This window comes from Bacillus sp. FSL M8-0266 (assembly GCF_038613425.1).
GTDB lineage: Bacteria > Bacillota > Bacilli > Bacillales > Bacillaceae > Bacillus > Bacillus pumilus.
Genome location: NZ_CP152015.1, coordinates 3,678,779 through 3,694,907 on the forward strand (window position 1 = coordinate 3,678,779; position 16,129 = coordinate 3,694,907).

The window sequence follows — 16,129 nt, forward strand, 5'->3', positions numbered from 1 at the left end:
TACGAGGAATGGAATTTTCAAAGAAACAACCAACAGATGCAGACCGTTTTTTGCAACGAATGACAGATACGCATACATCAAGCTCCGTCTTTTCTCAAACAAACTTTCACACTGAAGACATGACACCAGCAGAGCTGGCTGCTTTGAAAGCAAAGATCAAAGAAGAGCAGAAAATAGCGCTAATCAGAGCCATCCGGCATCAGCTTCAACATGAATTTGCAGAAGACCGCCAAGAAGCGGGAAAAATTTTAGATCTAATTGATGAACTTCAGAACAAAGTGTATAAACATCAAAAGCGCATCCATACACATATGTCAGGACAAGCCTTTGACGCCTTAACAGAGAAAATCGAGCAAAGACTCAAGTTTTACGAACTGAAAGAAGATGTTCAATCCGCCATCGACTCGATTGGCATTTAGATGAACCTTCCGTCTTATGAATCTTTTCCCCATCTCACTCGTATATACTAAAAGAGTGATTGATTTGAAAGGAGATCTGTTTGTGGGATATATTTTGTTATTTTCGGTTGTGATCGGTCTTGTCTTGACCCTCTTGCTCACACCACTCAAGTTGATCGTTAGAAAGAAAGGAACAGAACAGCAGGTTCCGCTTATGTGGATTGCAGGCCTTGCTTTACTGTTCATGGTCGGTATTTTTGTTTTCTATTATATGACCAATTTGGATCGTAACCCTTCATCCCTATGGTTGATTGGACTTGTTGTGACAGCAGCAGGCGCCTTTTTATCAGTTGGGCTGGAGCGTAAGATCAAAGGCGTGCTGTTTCTTATTTTATTACTGCTCGGTGTTTATATGGCGACAGCTTTTCTATTCAATGCGAATGAGAAATTTGATGTCTCCAAAATGGAACAAAAAGTGGAAATCAAAGCGTTTGATGAGACGGAAACACCTGCAAGTGTACCGCCTCAATTTGCTCGGAACAAAATGAAAAAATCGTTCGGACAGGTTCCAAACACAAGCTACTATGAGCTTGGCAGCCTGCAAATCCAGAAGGTCAACGGTGAGTATGTGTACATCGCCCCAGTGGAATTCTCGGATTTCTTTAAATGGATTCGTTCAGGGAGTACGCCGGGTTACTTTACTTTAAGTGCGACCGACTCATCTGCCAATCCAAAGTTTGTGAAAACAGAGATGGTCTACACGCCTTCCTCTTATTTCAACAAAGAAATTGAGCGGCATATTCGCCTTCAATACCCTGATTTGATTTTCTACGGCGACACACAGCTGGAAATCAATGATGATGGAAAGCCTTATTACATTCGCACGTATGGCGATTTTATCTCAGCGCGAAACGGCTTTAAAGCATCAGGCGTGGTCGTTGTTGATGCCAAAACAGGTGCAACGAAGAAATATGCTCTAGATCAAGTACCTGCTTTTATTGATGGTGCTGTTTCACCAGAAGCGGTCAGTCTGCAAAACAGTTATTTCGGAAACTATATTCACGGGTTCTGGAATAGTATGTTTGGAAAGTCAGATGTAAAGCTGCCTTCAGATGAAGGAACAGAAGCCAATGTGAGTCCGGTGTTTGATGCAAAAGGAGATATGTACTACTTCACAGATTTCACAAGTCCGAAAGAGGGCGTTGATTCGATGCTTGGGTATGCCCTGACAAATGCCCGGACAGGAAAAGCGACTTATTATACCGGAAATCTTGAAGCGTCCTACATGGATTCTCAAGGCGCTCTGCAAATTATTGAGAAACGTTTCATCGAAAAGAAATGGAAAGGCCGCATGCCGATTCTCTATAATTTCTATGGAGAAGCCAGCTGGCTCACACCAGTTCTCGATTCAAATGGCTTCCTGCAAAACTACTTTATCGTTTCGGCAGCCAATCCTGAAATCGCTGCGTACGCTTCTACACCAAACGAAGCACTGAGAGCCTATAAGACAGCTCTGCAAAAAGGCGGCGGTACCGTTAACAGTTCCTCTAAGCAGGAAAAGAAAGAAACTACAGGGAAAGTCAAACGAGTCTATAAAGAAAAGACCGGTGATTATACAACCGTCACCTTCCTGCTAGACGATGGGAAAAGCTACACCATGTCATCTGAAAAAGAACCTCTCGTCATTTATTTAAAAGAAAGCGATCAGGTCACCATGAAATACACAGATACAGGTGAAATCTTCCTTCCAGTTGATGAAATCAACATTAAAGGGTTATAAAAAAGATGCTTCTCCTACTGAGGAGAAGCGTCTTTTCAGATTATTGACAAAGGGCTAAAATGATCTTGATTTTAGCCCTTTGTCTTCTTTTCAGCGTGATAGAAAACCTTTGCAGTCTAGGAAGGGCGAGTACCGGAGCGGAGCGAATTGGACATTCGTGAGCACCGGAGCGAAGACCTGACACCGAATGCGAGGGTTTGTCTACACGCTGAGATGCTTCTCCTACTGAGGAGAAGCGTCTTTTCTCTCTTTCCTTAACAATTCAACGAGCAATTCTTTATTTTTATTTCCCCCTGTCATCGGTGACTCGACATAGGAAAATTTTCGTTTAAAATCCATTCCTCTCACAGAAATGACAGCCAATTCACCGCCAATGCTGCCTCGTTGGAGGACATATTTAGATAAAACAGAAAGCCCCATTCCATGAATCACAGCCTCTTTAATCGCTTGATTGCTGCTAAACGTCACAAATGTCCGTGCTTTCAGTCCATTTGATTTCAGGACGTGCTGTAAGTATTCCCCGGTACCTGATCCCTCTTCTCTTGTGATCCATGTTTCGTTTTGCAGTTGATCAATCGTGACATCCTTTTTCTTAGCAAAGGGGTGATCTAATGGCGCGACGATATAGAGCTCGTCTTCTAGAAAAGTTTCTACTGTCAGTTCTTTGTCATTCGTCTGTCCTTCGATCAAACCGATGTCGACATGGAATAAGCGGACATGACTGGCGATCGCCTCTGTGTTATCAATGACCACCTCAATGTCCACATGCGGATAGAGCTGATGAAACTCTGCCAATATTTGCGGCAGCACGTACTCTCCAATGGTAAAACTCGCCCCGATTGTCAGCTTACCTCTTGCCAGATGATGATGCTCATAAATATCCTGCTTCGCCTGTTCATATAAACGAATGATTTGTTTTGATCGATGGTACAGCATATCCCCAGTTGGTGTAACAGTTAGTTGCTTTGGCGAACGATTCAGCAGAACGGTCTGGAATTCCTGCTCCAAGTTCTTAATATGAAGACTGACACTTGGCTGAGAAATCCGCAGCTTTTGGGCTGCCTTTGTAAAGTTTTTCTCTTCCACAACTGTCACAAATGTCTTCAGTGCATCGTAATACATCGGTCCCTCTCCTATCAGAAATCTTAATCCAAAACCTTTCATATATATATCTTACTAATTCCTTCCCAGTGCGTAAAGAAGCGCTTAACTGAAAACACTTTAATAAAAATATTTACTAATTTTTTTAAAGACTCTATACTAGAAGGAGATATTTTCTATAGGAGGTGCTGATTTGGCAGCTAAAATAAAGGACATTGCTGAAAAAGCTGGATTATCCATTGCGACTGTATCTCGCGTACTGAACCAAGATCCCAACCTATCTGTCACGGATCAAACACGTGAAAAAGTATACGCCGCCGCTGAAGCTTTGTCCTATCAAAAGAAAACTTTCAAACATTCATTAAAAAAAATCGCCTTTCTCTATTGGATGACCGAAAAGGAAGAGCTTGAAGATATTTATTTTAAATCCATTCGTCTAGGCATTGAGGAACTTACGAATACTCGGAGTTTAAATGTCACCGCTTACAATCCATCTGGTGGGCTTCACTCCATTGATCCTTCTACAGAAGGGATCATCGCCATCGGCCGATTTAAAACGTCAGAGCTTGACCAATTATATGCGATCACCCAACATATCGTTTTTATTGATACGTCACCAGATGAAGACCGTTTTGATTCAGTAAAGCCAAACCTGAAACGAATTGTTGAAAGGATCATCGATTCTTTTATTGAAAAAGAACACACATCCATTGGATTCGTTGGCGGCACAGACATTGATCTGAATACGAATGTGCATATTCCAGATATTCGCGAAACGACTTTCCGTGAATATATGATGGCTCGCAATGTCCTTGATGAGCAATTGGTCTATGTCGGTCACCATTTCTCAGTAGATGATGGTTATGCGCTGATGATGAAGGCGATTGATGAGCTTGGTGATGACCTGCCCACCGCTTTTTGTGTCGCTAGTGATCCTCTTGCCATCGGCTGTTTACAAGCATTAAATGAGCGCGGATTTTCTCTGCCGAACCGCGTGAGCGTCTTTAGTATCAACGATATTCATGTGTCTCAATATGTGTCACCACCGCTCACCACGTATCATATCCACACGTCTTTACTTTGTGAAACAGCAGTTGATTTACTGTTAGAAAGACTTGTGGACGGCAGAACATTACCGAAAACTGTGCTGATTGCCTCAGAACCTGTCTTTCGAAAAAGTACGATATAAACAACCAGAAGCCCCGTCCAATGTGGAGGGCTTCTTTTCTCTCTACATCAGTAAAAAATTTTACTTAATAAATTTAATAAAATATGTTTACTTTTTTTACTCAAGTTGATATTCTCACATTAAGAAAGCGTTTTCTTATCATCTGTGAAAAAAGAACGAGAGGGGATTACTAATGAAAAAGGGAAAATGGGCGACATTATCAGCAGTCGTTGGGACTGCTGTGCTTCTGCTTTCAGCTTGCGGACCGGGAGATGACAATTCAAGCGGAACACAGCCAGCATCTACAGGTACAAAGACCTTACTAGTGTGGGAGGATGTCAAAAAAACTGAGGGGATTCAAGACGCTGTAAAAGAATTCGAAAAACAACATGATGTGAAAATCAAAGTGGTCGAAAAAGCTTATGCCGACCAAATCGAAGCTCTCCGTTTAGATGGAGCAGCTGGGACAGGTCCAGACGTCATCACGATGCCTCACAATCAAATTGGATCAGCTGTCACTGAGGGGCTATTACAAGAAATCAAGCCAGATCAAAAAGTGATCGACTCCTTCACAGACGAATCGATTCAATCACAAACGGTAGATGGCAAGCTGTATGGTCTGCCAAAATCCGTTGAAACCACTGTCCTTTTTTATAACAAAGATCTTGTCAAAAAGGCACCAACGACACTTGATGGCTGGTATGATCTTTCGAAAAAGCTGACAAAAGACGGAAAGTACGGTTTTGTTGCGAAATGGGATGAAATTTACTATGCGCAAAGTGTTTTAGGGGGATCTGGGGGCTATATTTTCAAGCAGAAAAGCGATAGCTCTTATGATGTTAATGACATTGGTTTGAACAACGATGGCGCCATCCAAGGCGGAGAATACATTCAAAAATTCTTTAGCGAAGGTCTTTTCCCGAAAGGCATCATTGGTGAACAAGGAATCAATGTCCTCAACTCCTTATTTACAGAGAAAAAAGCAGCAGCTGTCATTTCTGGTCCTTGGTCATTTGGTCCATATAAAGAGGCGGGTATTGACTATGGTGTGGCCGAGCTGCCAACACTCCCTAACGGAAAACATATGAGCTCATTCTTAGGTGTAAAAGGCTACAACGTCTCCTCTTATTCTAAAAATAAAGAACTTGCTGAGAAATTTGTTGAATTTATCACGAACGAAAAAAATTCAAAGAAGCGCTTTGAATTAACAGAGGAAATTCCACCAGTGAAAAAACTGATGAAAGATCCAATCATTACGGAAAACGCAAATGCGGATGCTGTTTCTAAACAAACGAAATACGCCACACTGACACCGAACAATCCTGAAATGGAAGAGGTGTGGAAGCCGATTGATAGTGCATTAGGACTGATTGCAACTGGTCGTACAGATGTGAAAAAGGCATTTGATGATGCGGTCAATCAAATCGACTCTCAAATTAAAGCAAATCACTCCAAATAACCATCAAATGCGGGTAGTCTATCAAACTGCCTGTAGTTGATCTATTTTATATGAAGTAGGTGTTAGACGTGACGGGTAACCTTGAACTAGACCGCACACACACAGTGGAATCAAAGACACACCGGAGACGGGCGCTAATGTTCTCCTTTATACCCGGGATGGGGCAGATATACAACAAACAGTACGGCAAAGGGGCACTTTTTTTCCTGTTCGGCGTCTCTTTTTTGATTGTATTTTATGATTTATTCAATATTGGCTTCTGGGGACTGTTCACACTTGGGACGATGCTGCCTCGTGACAACTCTGTTTTTCTTTTAGCAAAGGGGATTATTGCGCTGTTAACAGCTGGTTTTGGTATCGGCTTTTATGTACTCATGATGCGTGATGCTTTTATGAATGGAAAGAAACGGGATCAAGGGGTTCCACTTCATTCCATCCGTGCTCAATATCATCAGCTCATCGATCAAGGCTTCCCTTACTTAATGAGCACTCCTGCTTTCTTTTTACTTCTATTTTCTGTTGTCTTTCCTATTATGTTCAGCTTTGCGCTTGCCTTTACGAACTATGATTTATATCACTCGCCTCCTGCCAATCTGATCGACTGGGTAGGAATCAAGAACTTTCAAAATATCTTTTCCATTGATATTTGGAGAGACACCTTCATTGATGTACTTGGCTGGACCGTCGTATGGACTTTGGCTGCGTCGACTCTTCAATGTGCCCTCGGCATCTTTTTAGCGGTTCTGCTCAATCAGAAGGATTTAAAGGGAAAACGGTTTTTTAGAACCATTTTGATTCTCCCTTGGGCTGTTCCGGGCTTTGTGACCATTTTGGTGTTTGCTGGACTGTTCAATGATACATTTGGGGCCATTAACAATACACTTTTTGCATCGATAGGGATTGATCCAAAACCATGGCTAACAGATCCATTTTGGAGCAAAATTGCCCTCATTGCGATGCAGACTTGGCTTGGATTTCCTTTCGTTTTCATTATGACAACAGGCGTTTTGCAGGCGATTCCCGAGGATTTATATGAGGCTGCGACCATTGATGGAGCCAATTTTTTTCAGAAATTCCGGTCCATCACGTTACCGCTTGTTCTCTATTCCATTGCACCCATCCTCATCACACAATATACGTTTAACTTTAACAACTTTAATATCATCTACTTATTTAATGGCGGAGGACCGCCTGTTGCGGGGTCAACCGCTGGGGGAACGGACATCTTGGTGTCTTGGATTTATAAACTCACGATGCAGTCCTCTCAATATGCACTCGCTGCGGCTGTCACGATTTTACTTTCAATCTTTGTCATCGCCATTGCACTCTGGCAGTTTAAGAGAACGAATTCATTCAAAGAGGAGGACATGATGTGATATGGGATCAAAACAAAACAAGCTCATTCGCCTGAGCATTACTTATTTTATCCTTTTCATAGCCTCCATTTGTATTCTATATCCACTGCTTTGGACAATCGGTGCTTCCTTTAATCCTGGAAACAGCCTCATGAGTACAAGTATGTTTCCGAAGAATCCAACGTTCAGTCACTTTACCGAGCTCTTCTTCGGTCAAGGAGCACTTTATGCAAAATGGTATTGGAACTCCATGAAGATCAGTATTGCCACAATGTTGTTAACGCTGATTCTTGTTAGTTTTACAGGCTATGCTTTTTCTAGATTCCGTTTCAAAGGACGGAAAAATGGGCTGATGCTCTTTTTACTGCTGCAAATGATTCCTCAATTTTCAGCGCTGATTGCGATTTTCGTTTTGGCTCAAATGCTTGGATTGATTAACAGCCATCTTGCACTGATTTTGATTTATGCAGGCGGACAAATTCCGATGAATACGTATTTAATGAAAGGCTATCTTGATGCGATTCCGAAGGATCTCGACGAATCAGCCAGAATGGACGGCGCAGGGCATTTCCGGATTTTCATCCAAATTATTATGCCGCTTGCTAAGCCCATTTTAGCGGTTGTCGCCATCAACTCATTTACAGGACCACTGGGTGATTTCATCATCTCCAGTGTCATTGTCCGCTCACCCGAAATGTATACACTCCCGATCGGTCTGTACAATCTTGTGTCAGACAAAATGGGGGCCAGCTACACGACTTTTGCAGCCGGAGCTTTACTCATTGCGATTCCAGTCGCTTTATTGTTTCTTGTGTTACAAAGACAATTTGTGTCCGGCCTCACACAAGGCGGGACAAAAGGATAAGGGGAGATTTGATGAAGAAATGGATGCTCGTCACGGTTGTCGTTTTCTTTTTGATGGGATTAGGGATTTTACCTGAAGCAAAAGCGGATGCGATTTCAGTTCAGCCGATCAATGGACTGCAAGGTGATTTCATTAAAGGAGCCGATATCTCCATGCTTGCGGAAGTGGAGAGAAGCGGCGGCAGATACTTCGACCAAAATGGAAAACAGGTGGACCCGCTCAAGCTATTAAAGGAAAAAGGCGTCAACTATGTGCGCATTAGACTGTGGAACCACCCATACGACAACCAAGGCCGTGCCTATAATGGCGGGACAAACGATCTCAATACAGCCATCGCTTTATCGAAACGCGCAAAAGCACAAAATATGAAAGTGCTGCTTGATTTTCACTACAGTGATTTCTGGACCGATCCTGGTAAACAGTTCAAACCGAAAGCTTGGGCATCTCTTTCACAAAACGATTTAGTAAAAGCGGTTGGCACTTACACAGGGGATGTACTCAAAGCGATGAGAGCACAAAATGCTTTGCCGAACATGGTACAGGTCGGAAACGAATTGAACTCAGGCATGCTGTGGCCGAACGGCAAAAGCTGGGGTGAAGGCGGCGGTGAATTTGACCGGCTTGCCGCTTTGCTAAAGGCGGGCACAAATGCTGTTCGCTCTGTCGATTCGAATATCAACATCATGCTTCACCTTGCCCATGGTGGGGACAATGGTGCATCCCGCTGGTGGTTTGATGAAATCACCAAACGAGGTGTCTCGTTCGATACGATCGGTTTATCTTACTACCCGTATTGGGATGGCGGATTTAGCGGTCTTACTAACAATATGAATGACATTAGCGCTCGCTATCACAAAGACGTCATCGTGGTAGAAACCGCATACGGTTTTACAACAGCAAATGGCGACAACCTAGAAAACTCATTTAACCAAGACTCAGTCAAAACTGCCGGTTATCCCGCTTCACCTCAAGGTCAGGCATCTTTTATACGAGATCTATCAGAAAAAATTTCACAAGTGAAAAACAATCGCGGGAAAGGGTTCTTTTATTGGGAGCCACTTTGGATTCCAGCGAAAGGCGCTCCGTGGTCTAGTCAATACGGGCTGGCTTATATCCAAACAACCGGTACAGTCGGAAATGCTTGGGAAAATCAAGCGATGTTTGATTTCAACGGAAAAGCACTGCCTTCTCTAGACGTATTTAAACAAATGACACCGTAATTAATAGGATAGGACGTGACAAAATGGGAAAGCGTTACCCACTCGTTCACCCCAATGTGAAAGGCTTTTTGCATGGTGGCGATTATAATCCAGATCAATGGCTTCATATGCCGGAGATCATTGACGAAGATTTTCGATTAATGAAGCTTGCACACTGTCAAACATTCTCCATCAACATTTTCGCATGGAGTAAGCTAGAGCCAAAAGAAGGTCAGTATGATTTTACATGGCTGGATGACATCATGGACCGTTTGGCAGCGCAGGGGGCACACGCCATTCTTGCCACGCCAAGCGGGGCAAGGCCTGCATGGCTCTCGCAAACATATCCTGAGGTATTGCGCGTCGAAGCGAACCGTCAGCGTAATTTACATGGACTGCGCCATAATCATTGCTTCACCTCACCAGTTTATCGAGAAAAAACGAATACACTCAATCGTTTGCTCGCTGAACGCTACAAGGATCACCCAGCACTGATCATGTGGCACATTTCGAATGAGTACGGCGGCGAATGTCATTGTGATCTCTGCCAGGAAGCATTTCAAGGCTATTTGAAAGACAAGTACAATCATGACCTTGAAGCTTTGAATCAAGCATGGTGGACGGGGTTTTGGAGCCACACGTATAGTGATTGGTCACAAATCGAGTCACCTGCACCGCACGGGGAGCACATGATCCACGGAATGAACCTAGACTGGAAGCGCTTTGTCACCGCGCAAACGATCAATTTTTATCAAAATGAAATTGAACCGCTGCGAGAATTGACACCTCATATTCCAGTGACCACCAACTTTATGGGCGACTACCCGCATATGCGTCCATTCCTTGGGCTGGATTATCATCAATTTGCAAAAGAGGTCGACGTAATTTCATGGGATAGCTATCCAGCATGGCATAGCGGCAGGGAAACAACCGCTGAATTAGCGTCAAACGTTGCCTTCGTTCACGACTTATATCGTTCATTAAAGGACGGTCAGCCATTTCTCGTGATGGAAAGCACGCCTAGCCTCGTGAATTGGCATGATGTGAATAAAGTCAAACATCAAGGAATGGCTCATCTGTCTGCTATGCAGGCGATTGCCCACGGATCAGACTCAGTGCTTTATTTCCAGTGGAGACAGGGTCGAGGTGCCTCTGAGAAATTCCACGGCGCAGTTGTGGATCATTCAGGACATGAACATACACGTGTATTTCAAGAAGTGGCTGATCTAGGGAAACAACTAAAGCAGCTGCAGCCGGTTGCGGGCACATCCGTTCAACCAGAAGTCGCCATCATATACGATTGGGAAAACCACTGGGCCATTGATGATGCACAAGGCTTAAATAATACAAACAAACGCTATGTAGAAGCTTGTCAAACTCACTATCGAAGCTTTTGGAAAAAAGGCATTCCTGTTGACATTGTAGGCATGGAAAAGGATTTCTCATCCTATCGTGTGCTCGTTGGTCCAATGCTCTACATGATCAAACCAGGCGTGGCAGAAAAGATCGAAGCATTTGTCAAAGAGGGCGGCATTTTTGTGGCAACGTACTGGAGCGGCATGGTCGATGAAAACGACCTCTGTTTCCTCGGCGGTTTCCCCGGTCCTCTCCGCCATGTACTTGGCATTTGGGCTGAGGAAATCAACACATTGATGCCAGATGAACATGTATTAATGACCACAGGAAATGGACGCACCTACCATGTCGGGCAATATTGCGAATCCATACATCCTGAAACGGCCTCTGTGTTAGGACATTTTGAGAACGGCTGCTACGAAGGACAGCCAGCCCTGACTGTCCATCCTTTTGGAGATGGAAAAGCATACTATATGGCTTCCGAAAATGAGCAGATTTTTTATGATGAGTTTTACGAGGAACTCATCGCAGAAATGGATATACAGCCCGTCCTATCAGCGGTGATTCCAGAGGGAGTCAGTGTACAAAAACGAACAGATGGCACTCAGGAATATGTGTTTATGATGAATTTTACAGAAGAGCAGCAGAACATATCACTAGATTCAGCGGAAAGCTATGAAAATATGCTGACTGACGAGCAGGTGCCAGAGAAGTTTCAGCTTGACCCTTACGAGTACGTCATCTTGAAAAAATAATTTAAAAGAAGTGTTCATTCAATGGACACTTCTTTTTTAATGATAATAAATACCTATATAAATATATTTATTAGTAGAAATGTATTTGAAGCGTTATATTTTATCTAAATTTTTTGACATGTTTGATACCGCGCCGTGAATGGATTCACCATCCTTTTTTACCATTGTATAGGTATGAAAGCGGTTGCCTAATGCTCATATTTTTGATACTCTTTTTTTCAATGCAGCTGTGGGACTGCATTGTGATAAAAAGAGCTAACAAATGTAAACGGTTTATTGTAGGGGAGGGTCTTATGTTAACGCTTGTTGGATTGTTGATTATTTTAACGATTGTTGTATTGCTGATTTGGGGGAAAGCAAGTCCAATTGTCGCTATGGTCATGGTGCCTTTAATAGGAGCACTGATTGCGGGATTTGGGATAAATGACATTCAAACCTTTTTTGAAGAAGGAATTATCAAAGTATTGCCGGTGGCGACCATGTTTATCTTCGCCATTTTATTTTTCGGCATTTTACAAGATACAGGGTTCTTTGAACCTGTAATTAAAGCATTAATCAAGCTGACAAAAGGAAATGTTGTCACAGTTGCAATGGGAACTGCTTTAATTGGGATCATTGCTCACTTAGATGGAGCAGGGGCTACAACCTTTTTATTAACTGTACCTGCACTGCTGCCGCTTTATAAAAAATTACATATGAGTCCTTACTTGCTGCTGTTATTAATTGGGACGAGTGCCGGATTAACCAATATGATTCCTTGGGCTGGTCCGACTGGACGGGCAGCAAGCGTCTTGAATATGGATCCATCTGAACTCTGGGTGCCGCTTATTCCTATCCAGCTCATTGGGGTGGTGCTCGTGTTAGGAATGGCGTTCTTTTTAGGAAAGAGGGAAGAGAAACGAATTCGGGTGAAAATTGCTGCAAACGAAGTAGCTGCTGTTCAACTAGAAGGCGCCGATTGGGATCGTGCCATTCAGTCTATTAGCGAAACAGGAGACGCTTCTTTAAAGCGTTATCATCTCATCTGGGTAAACCTTATTCTATTTGTCTGTGTTGTGGTACTTCTCGTGTTAAACGTGATTCCTGCTAGTTATATGTTTATGATTGGCCTGTCACTAGCACTGTTGATTAACTTTCCGAATGTGAATTTACAGATGGAAAGAATCAAGGCGCACGCACCTAGTGCACTGATGATGGCGGCTGTTATTTTCTCCGCAGGTTCATTTTTAGGAATTCTTGAAGGTACAGAGATGCTGAAAGCCATTGCGGTCGACAGTATTCATATTTTACCAGCTTTCTTACTGCCATTTTTACATATTATTGTCGGAATGCTTGGGGTGCCGCTCGATATGCTGACTAGTACAGACGCTTATTATTACGCCCTTTTGCCAATTGTTGAATCCATTACATCTGAGGTTGGTGTACCTGGTACTTCAGCGGCTTATGCCATGATGATTGGGAATATCATCGGAACATTTGTCAGTCCGCTTGCACCTGCTGTTTGGCTCGCTGTAGGCCTTGCAGGAGTCGATATGGGGAAACATATCCGCTACTCCTTCTTTTGGATGTGGGGATTCAGTATTATCCTTCTGTTCGTGGCGATGCTGATCGGTATCATTTAAAAAAAGAAAGACATGCGTACAACGACGCATGTCTTTTTCTTTGTATTATGAAGGATATTCATTTGTGTGAATGTCTTCTGTTTTCGGCTTTCTAATAAGAGACATCAATCCAATGATAAACAATAGAATCATTGGAGCAAATGCAAGGCCAACTGTTCCAATCAAAAGAGTCACAGCAGAAACCAAGAAAAGAATACCTGAAATCACGGCACGGCGGTCTGTTTTCAAAAGAACCACACCGACAATCGATAGCACAGCCGCAATTGCGGAAACAACCATGTACTGAGTACCAAATGCATGAACCGAAGCCTGAAGCGTTTCAATCGGCAATGTTTCTCCTTCCTCTTGTAACACTTCATTGATTTGATCATAAACTGATGGACCTATGGAGAGGAATAATGCTCCAATTCCAACACCAATGACATTGAGGACAATACTAATAATCCCCATAATTTTTTCACCTTTACGTCTAATCATGTGTAAACCTCCTAAAAAATTTAAATTAGCCTGTTTTTACTTCACGCTTTTGAAAGACAATTAAAGCAATCGCCAAGAAGATAGCCCAATAGATAACTAGGACTGTTAATGAGAATCCTAGAGATATGTCTTCGATAAAAGTAGGTGTGTCTGCAAAATATTGTGCAGGATCATTGGCAAACAATAAGTATTTCGCCCAATCAAAGAAGAACATCAAAATGCTTGTGATGGATGCTCCAACAATATACGCTAACACACTGATCGCGATAGAAATGGCCTCACTTCTAAATACCGTTGAGATGGCAAAAGAAAGTGTCCCTAATACAACAAACATAGCACAATGTGCCAAATAATAAGAGACCATATTTGCAAACTGAGATCGCTCAATGACTTCACCATTTTGATAAGCCAAATGCACATAGTCATGATTTAGTCCAAAGAATATCGCACCTAAGATAAATGATAGGATAAATAAAACCGCGATAAGAAATAGAGAATAAAGTTGAACAGTAAAGTATTTAGATAAGAGAATCTTCATTCTTGATGGTGGACGAATTAACAATAGTTTAATTGTACCATGCTTATATTCAGCCGAGACAATGGTGGCTGCAATGATAATCACAAACACACCGACCAGCTGCAGCAAATCAGCATTGATCTTCACATAAGCCCATGCATTTTTACCGAATTGATCCGCAGGAGGCAAATCATGCTTGATTCGATACTCATTAATCGCTATATCCTTTTCAAGGGATCTCTTATAAAATCCTAAATTATCCTCTTTCAGTTCTTGCTTCTTTGCTTTATTGATCGATTGCAGCTCAGTCTTCCAATCACCTGATGCTTGATCTTCGTCATTTGTTTTAAGTGCAAAGATCAGCGTGGCAATCATACCTAAAACAAGAAGTCCAACCATAATCCAAGTTCCAATACGATAACTGATCTTCATCCACTCGTTTTGAATGAGGCGAATCATACGTCTGCCTCCTTTTTACCTGTTAAGCTTAAGAACTTATCTTCTAAGGTTTGTTTTTCTATTTTGATTTCGTACAAATGAATGGACGCGCCGCTCAAATGACGAATCAATTCCGGCATTTTCTCTTCTGCCAAGGAGAAGAATAAATACTGCTCCTCTTCTCTTACAGTCGTGCCTTCCTCAAATATACCAATGAGCTTCTGCGCTTCTTCCAGCTCACCAGATGCGACCTTCATTCGATAATTGACCAATTCGTCTTGATTCGTCTCTGCACGCTGATCCTCAATCGCAATCAGCTTGCCTTTTTGGATAATCGCAAAACGATCACACATCAATTCCATTTCTGACATGAGGTGACTTGAAACAATGACAGCTAGCCCTTCTTCCTTTGCAAGCCTTCTCAAGTAATCTCGTATCATGCGAATTCCCTCTGGATCAAGTCCATTGGTCGGCTCATCTAATATCAGCAGTTTCGGTCTATGTATAAGTGCTTGCGCAATACCTAAACGCTGCTTCATTCCTAATGAAAACGTTCGAACACGCTTATGTTTCACGTGCTGTAAGCTGACCAACTCTAGCAGCTCATCAATTCGCCCTTCATCCACTTTCCCATTCATTCTGGCAAAGTGAACAAGATTTTGTCTTGCTGTTAAGTGATTATACATTTCTGGGTTTTCAATAATGGCACCAACATCTTGGATAGCATGCTGATATGAGGATTGAATACTATGACCATTAATCAGAATGTCGCCAGATGTAATAGGAGAAAGACCGACCATCATACGAATGGTTGTTGTTTTCCCTGCGCCATTTGGTCCTAAGAAGCCAAAGACTTCGCCCGCTTGGACAGAAAAGCTCAAGTCTTGAACGATCTTTTTCCCGTGAATATGCCTAGATACATTATGCAGTTCTAAAACGTTCGTCACGTTACCTCTCCTTCTTTGTCTAAGTATCATCTATCATCTATTTCCTGATAAACACCATGATCCGTTAAAAATAGAAGAACACTTCCATATGGTACAGCAATGCCCAAAAGTTGTGAAGGGGATGAGCCAAAATTTAGTGAATCATCTGCCTTTTTTAAGGTAGGGTTAAGAAAACAACAATTTTTTATGTGAAAAGAGGCTTGATTTTTTAAAAATGAACCTTTTTTCAACAGGTATATATGTATGGAATTTTGTTTAAGATTATTCCTTTCACCTATAAATAAAGAAATGAAAAAGAGGCCTCTTACTGACAGCCTCCTTTCATTATTATACCTTTTTCACAAACTCTGATTTTAACTTCATTGCACCAAAGCTAGGAATTTTACAATCAATGTTATGATCGCCTTCCACTAAACGAATGCCTTTGACCTTCGTCCCTATTTTTAAAACGGAAGAAGAACCTTTTACTTTTAAATCTTTAATGACAGAGACCGTATCCCCATCACTCAATAGATTTCCATTCGCATCTTTGACAACAAGCTGCTCCTCTGCGGCTTGTTCTTGTTCAAGTGACCATTCATGCGCACATTCAGGACAAATGAGCAGACTGCCATCCTCATAAGTATACGTTGAACTGCATGAAGGACAATTTGGTAGATTAGACATTTGTGTTTCCTCCAACTTTCTATTTC

Annotated in this window: 14 protein-coding genes; 9 read left to right on the plus strand and 5 right to left on the minus strand. The window is 42.2% G+C overall.

The annotated features are described in order from the left end of the window. Positions 1–8 precede the first annotated feature (8 nt). Both MKY83_RS18970 and MKY83_RS18975 read left to right on the plus strand, forming a co-directional pair. A complete protein-coding gene (locus MKY83_RS18970) occupies positions 9–419 on the plus strand; it encodes a hypothetical protein (protein ID WP_283924055.1) in 411 nt (136 codons plus the stop codon). A gap of 82 nt (positions 420–501) precedes the next feature. Continuing rightward, positions 502–2,178, plus strand: coding sequence for a hypothetical protein (locus MKY83_RS18975; RefSeq protein ID WP_044139136.1), 1,677 nt, complete (start codon positions 502–504; stop codon positions 2,176–2,178). A gap of 222 nt (positions 2,179–2,400) precedes the next feature. On the opposite strand, the gene MKY83_RS18980 is transcribed toward MKY83_RS18975, so the two are convergent. Next, the gene (locus MKY83_RS18980; RefSeq protein WP_003214942.1) at positions 2,401–3,300 is read right to left on the minus strand and encodes a LysR family transcriptional regulator; all 900 of its coding nucleotides are present in this window, start codon (positions 3,298–3,300) and stop codon (positions 2,401–2,403) included. 172 nt (positions 3,301–3,472) lie between these two features. Here MKY83_RS18980 and MKY83_RS18985 point away from each other — a divergent pair, with 172 nt between their 5' ends. The 7 genes from MKY83_RS18985 to MKY83_RS19015 all read left to right on the plus strand — a co-directional run bounded on the left by MKY83_RS18985 (position 3,473) and on the right by MKY83_RS19015 (position 13,058). Continuing rightward, positions 3,473–4,468 (plus strand): LacI family DNA-binding transcriptional regulator, encoded by a 996-nt coding sequence (locus MKY83_RS18985; RefSeq protein ID WP_342487575.1) that lies wholly within the window; start codon positions 3,473–3,475, stop codon positions 4,466–4,468. A gap of 172 nt (positions 4,469–4,640) precedes the next feature. Beyond that, the gene (locus MKY83_RS18990) at positions 4,641–5,906 is read left to right on the plus strand and encodes an extracellular solute-binding protein (RefSeq protein ID WP_065099211.1); all 1,266 of its coding nucleotides are present in this window, start codon (positions 4,641–4,643) and stop codon (positions 5,904–5,906) included. 137 nt (positions 5,907–6,043) lie between these two features. Further along, complete coding sequence (locus tag MKY83_RS18995; protein WP_003214698.1) at positions 6,044–7,282, plus strand: sugar ABC transporter permease; 1,239 nt, start codon at positions 6,044–6,046, stop codon at positions 7,280–7,282. A gap of 1 nt (position 7,283) precedes the next feature. Further along, positions 7,284–8,126 carry a sugar ABC transporter permease gene (locus MKY83_RS19000; protein ID WP_126741014.1) on the plus strand — a complete coding sequence of 281 codons (843 nt, stop codon included), beginning with the start codon at positions 7,284–7,286 and terminating at the stop codon, positions 8,124–8,126. Between the two features lie 11 nt (positions 8,127–8,137). Beyond that, positions 8,138–9,346, plus strand: coding sequence for a glycosyl hydrolase 53 family protein (locus tag MKY83_RS19005; RefSeq protein ID WP_126741015.1), 1,209 nt, complete (start codon positions 8,138–8,140; stop codon positions 9,344–9,346). A gap of 23 nt (positions 9,347–9,369) precedes the next feature. Next, positions 9,370–11,436, plus strand: a complete 2,067-nt coding sequence (locus tag MKY83_RS19010; RefSeq protein ID WP_126741016.1) for a beta-galactosidase — start codon at positions 9,370–9,372, stop codon at positions 11,434–11,436. Positions 11,437–11,729: 293 nt separating this feature from the next. Then, entirely contained in the window at positions 11,730–13,058 is a 1,329-nt protein-coding gene (locus tag MKY83_RS19015; RefSeq protein ID WP_342487579.1) for a citrate:proton symporter, read from the plus strand. A 45-nt stretch (positions 13,059–13,103) separates the two neighbouring features. Here MKY83_RS19015 and MKY83_RS19020 read toward each other — a convergent pair whose 3' ends face one another. The 4 genes from MKY83_RS19020 to MKY83_RS19035 all read right to left on the minus strand — a co-directional run bounded on the left by MKY83_RS19020 (position 13,104) and on the right by MKY83_RS19035 (position 16,103). Then, positions 13,104–13,535, minus strand: coding sequence for a DUF4064 domain-containing protein (locus MKY83_RS19020; protein ID WP_319610077.1), 432 nt, complete (start codon positions 13,533–13,535; stop codon positions 13,104–13,106). Positions 13,536–13,560: 25 nt separating this feature from the next. Next, entirely contained in the window at positions 13,561–14,511 is a 951-nt protein-coding gene (locus MKY83_RS19025) for an ABC transporter permease subunit (protein WP_319610076.1), read from the minus strand. Then, positions 14,508–15,437 carry an ABC transporter ATP-binding protein gene (locus tag MKY83_RS19030; protein ID WP_080772921.1) on the minus strand — a complete coding sequence of 310 codons (930 nt, stop codon included), beginning with the start codon at positions 15,435–15,437 and terminating at the stop codon, positions 14,508–14,510. Before MKY83_RS19030 ends, MKY83_RS19025 begins: the two co-directional genes overlap by 4 nt. Positions 15,438–15,764: 327 nt before the next feature. Next, entirely contained in the window at positions 15,765–16,103 is a 339-nt protein-coding gene (locus MKY83_RS19035) for a zinc ribbon domain-containing protein YjdM (RefSeq protein ID WP_106065925.1), read from the minus strand. Positions 16,104–16,129: the final 26 nt, after the last annotated feature.

Excerpts from the sequence above, each read along its gene's own strand:
- MKY83_RS18970 (WP_283924055.1), top strand. The coding sequence starts at position 9 with ATGGAATTTTCAAAGAAACAACCAACAGATGCAGACCGTTTTTTGCAA.
- MKY83_RS18980 (WP_003214942.1), bottom strand. The coding sequence starts at position 3,300 with ATGTATTACGATGCACTGAAGACATTTGTGACAGTTGTGGAAGAGAAA.
- MKY83_RS18990 (WP_065099211.1), top strand. The coding sequence starts at position 4,641 with ATGAAAAAGGGAAAATGGGCGACATTATCAGCAGTCGTTGGGACTGCT.
- MKY83_RS18995 (WP_003214698.1), top strand. The coding sequence starts at position 6,044 with ATGTTCTCCTTTATACCCGGGATGGGGCAGATATACAACAAACAGTAC.
- MKY83_RS19000 (WP_126741014.1), top strand. The coding sequence starts at position 7,284 with ATGGGATCAAAACAAAACAAGCTCATTCGCCTGAGCATTACTTATTTT.
- MKY83_RS19005 (WP_126741015.1), top strand. The coding sequence starts at position 8,138 with ATGAAGAAATGGATGCTCGTCACGGTTGTCGTTTTCTTTTTGATGGGA.
- MKY83_RS19010 (WP_126741016.1), top strand. The coding sequence starts at position 9,370 with ATGGGAAAGCGTTACCCACTCGTTCACCCCAATGTGAAAGGCTTTTTG.
- MKY83_RS19015 (WP_342487579.1), top strand. The coding sequence starts at position 11,730 with ATGTTAACGCTTGTTGGATTGTTGATTATTTTAACGATTGTTGTATTG.
- MKY83_RS19020 (WP_319610077.1), bottom strand. The coding sequence starts at position 13,535 with ATGATTAGACGTAAAGGTGAAAAAATTATGGGGATTATTAGTATTGTC.
- MKY83_RS19025 (WP_319610076.1), bottom strand. The coding sequence starts at position 14,511 with ATGATTCGCCTCATTCAAAACGAGTGGATGAAGATCAGTTATCGTATT.
- MKY83_RS19035 (WP_106065925.1), bottom strand. The coding sequence starts at position 16,103 with ATGTCTAATCTACCAAATTGTCCTTCATGCAGTTCAACGTATACTTAT.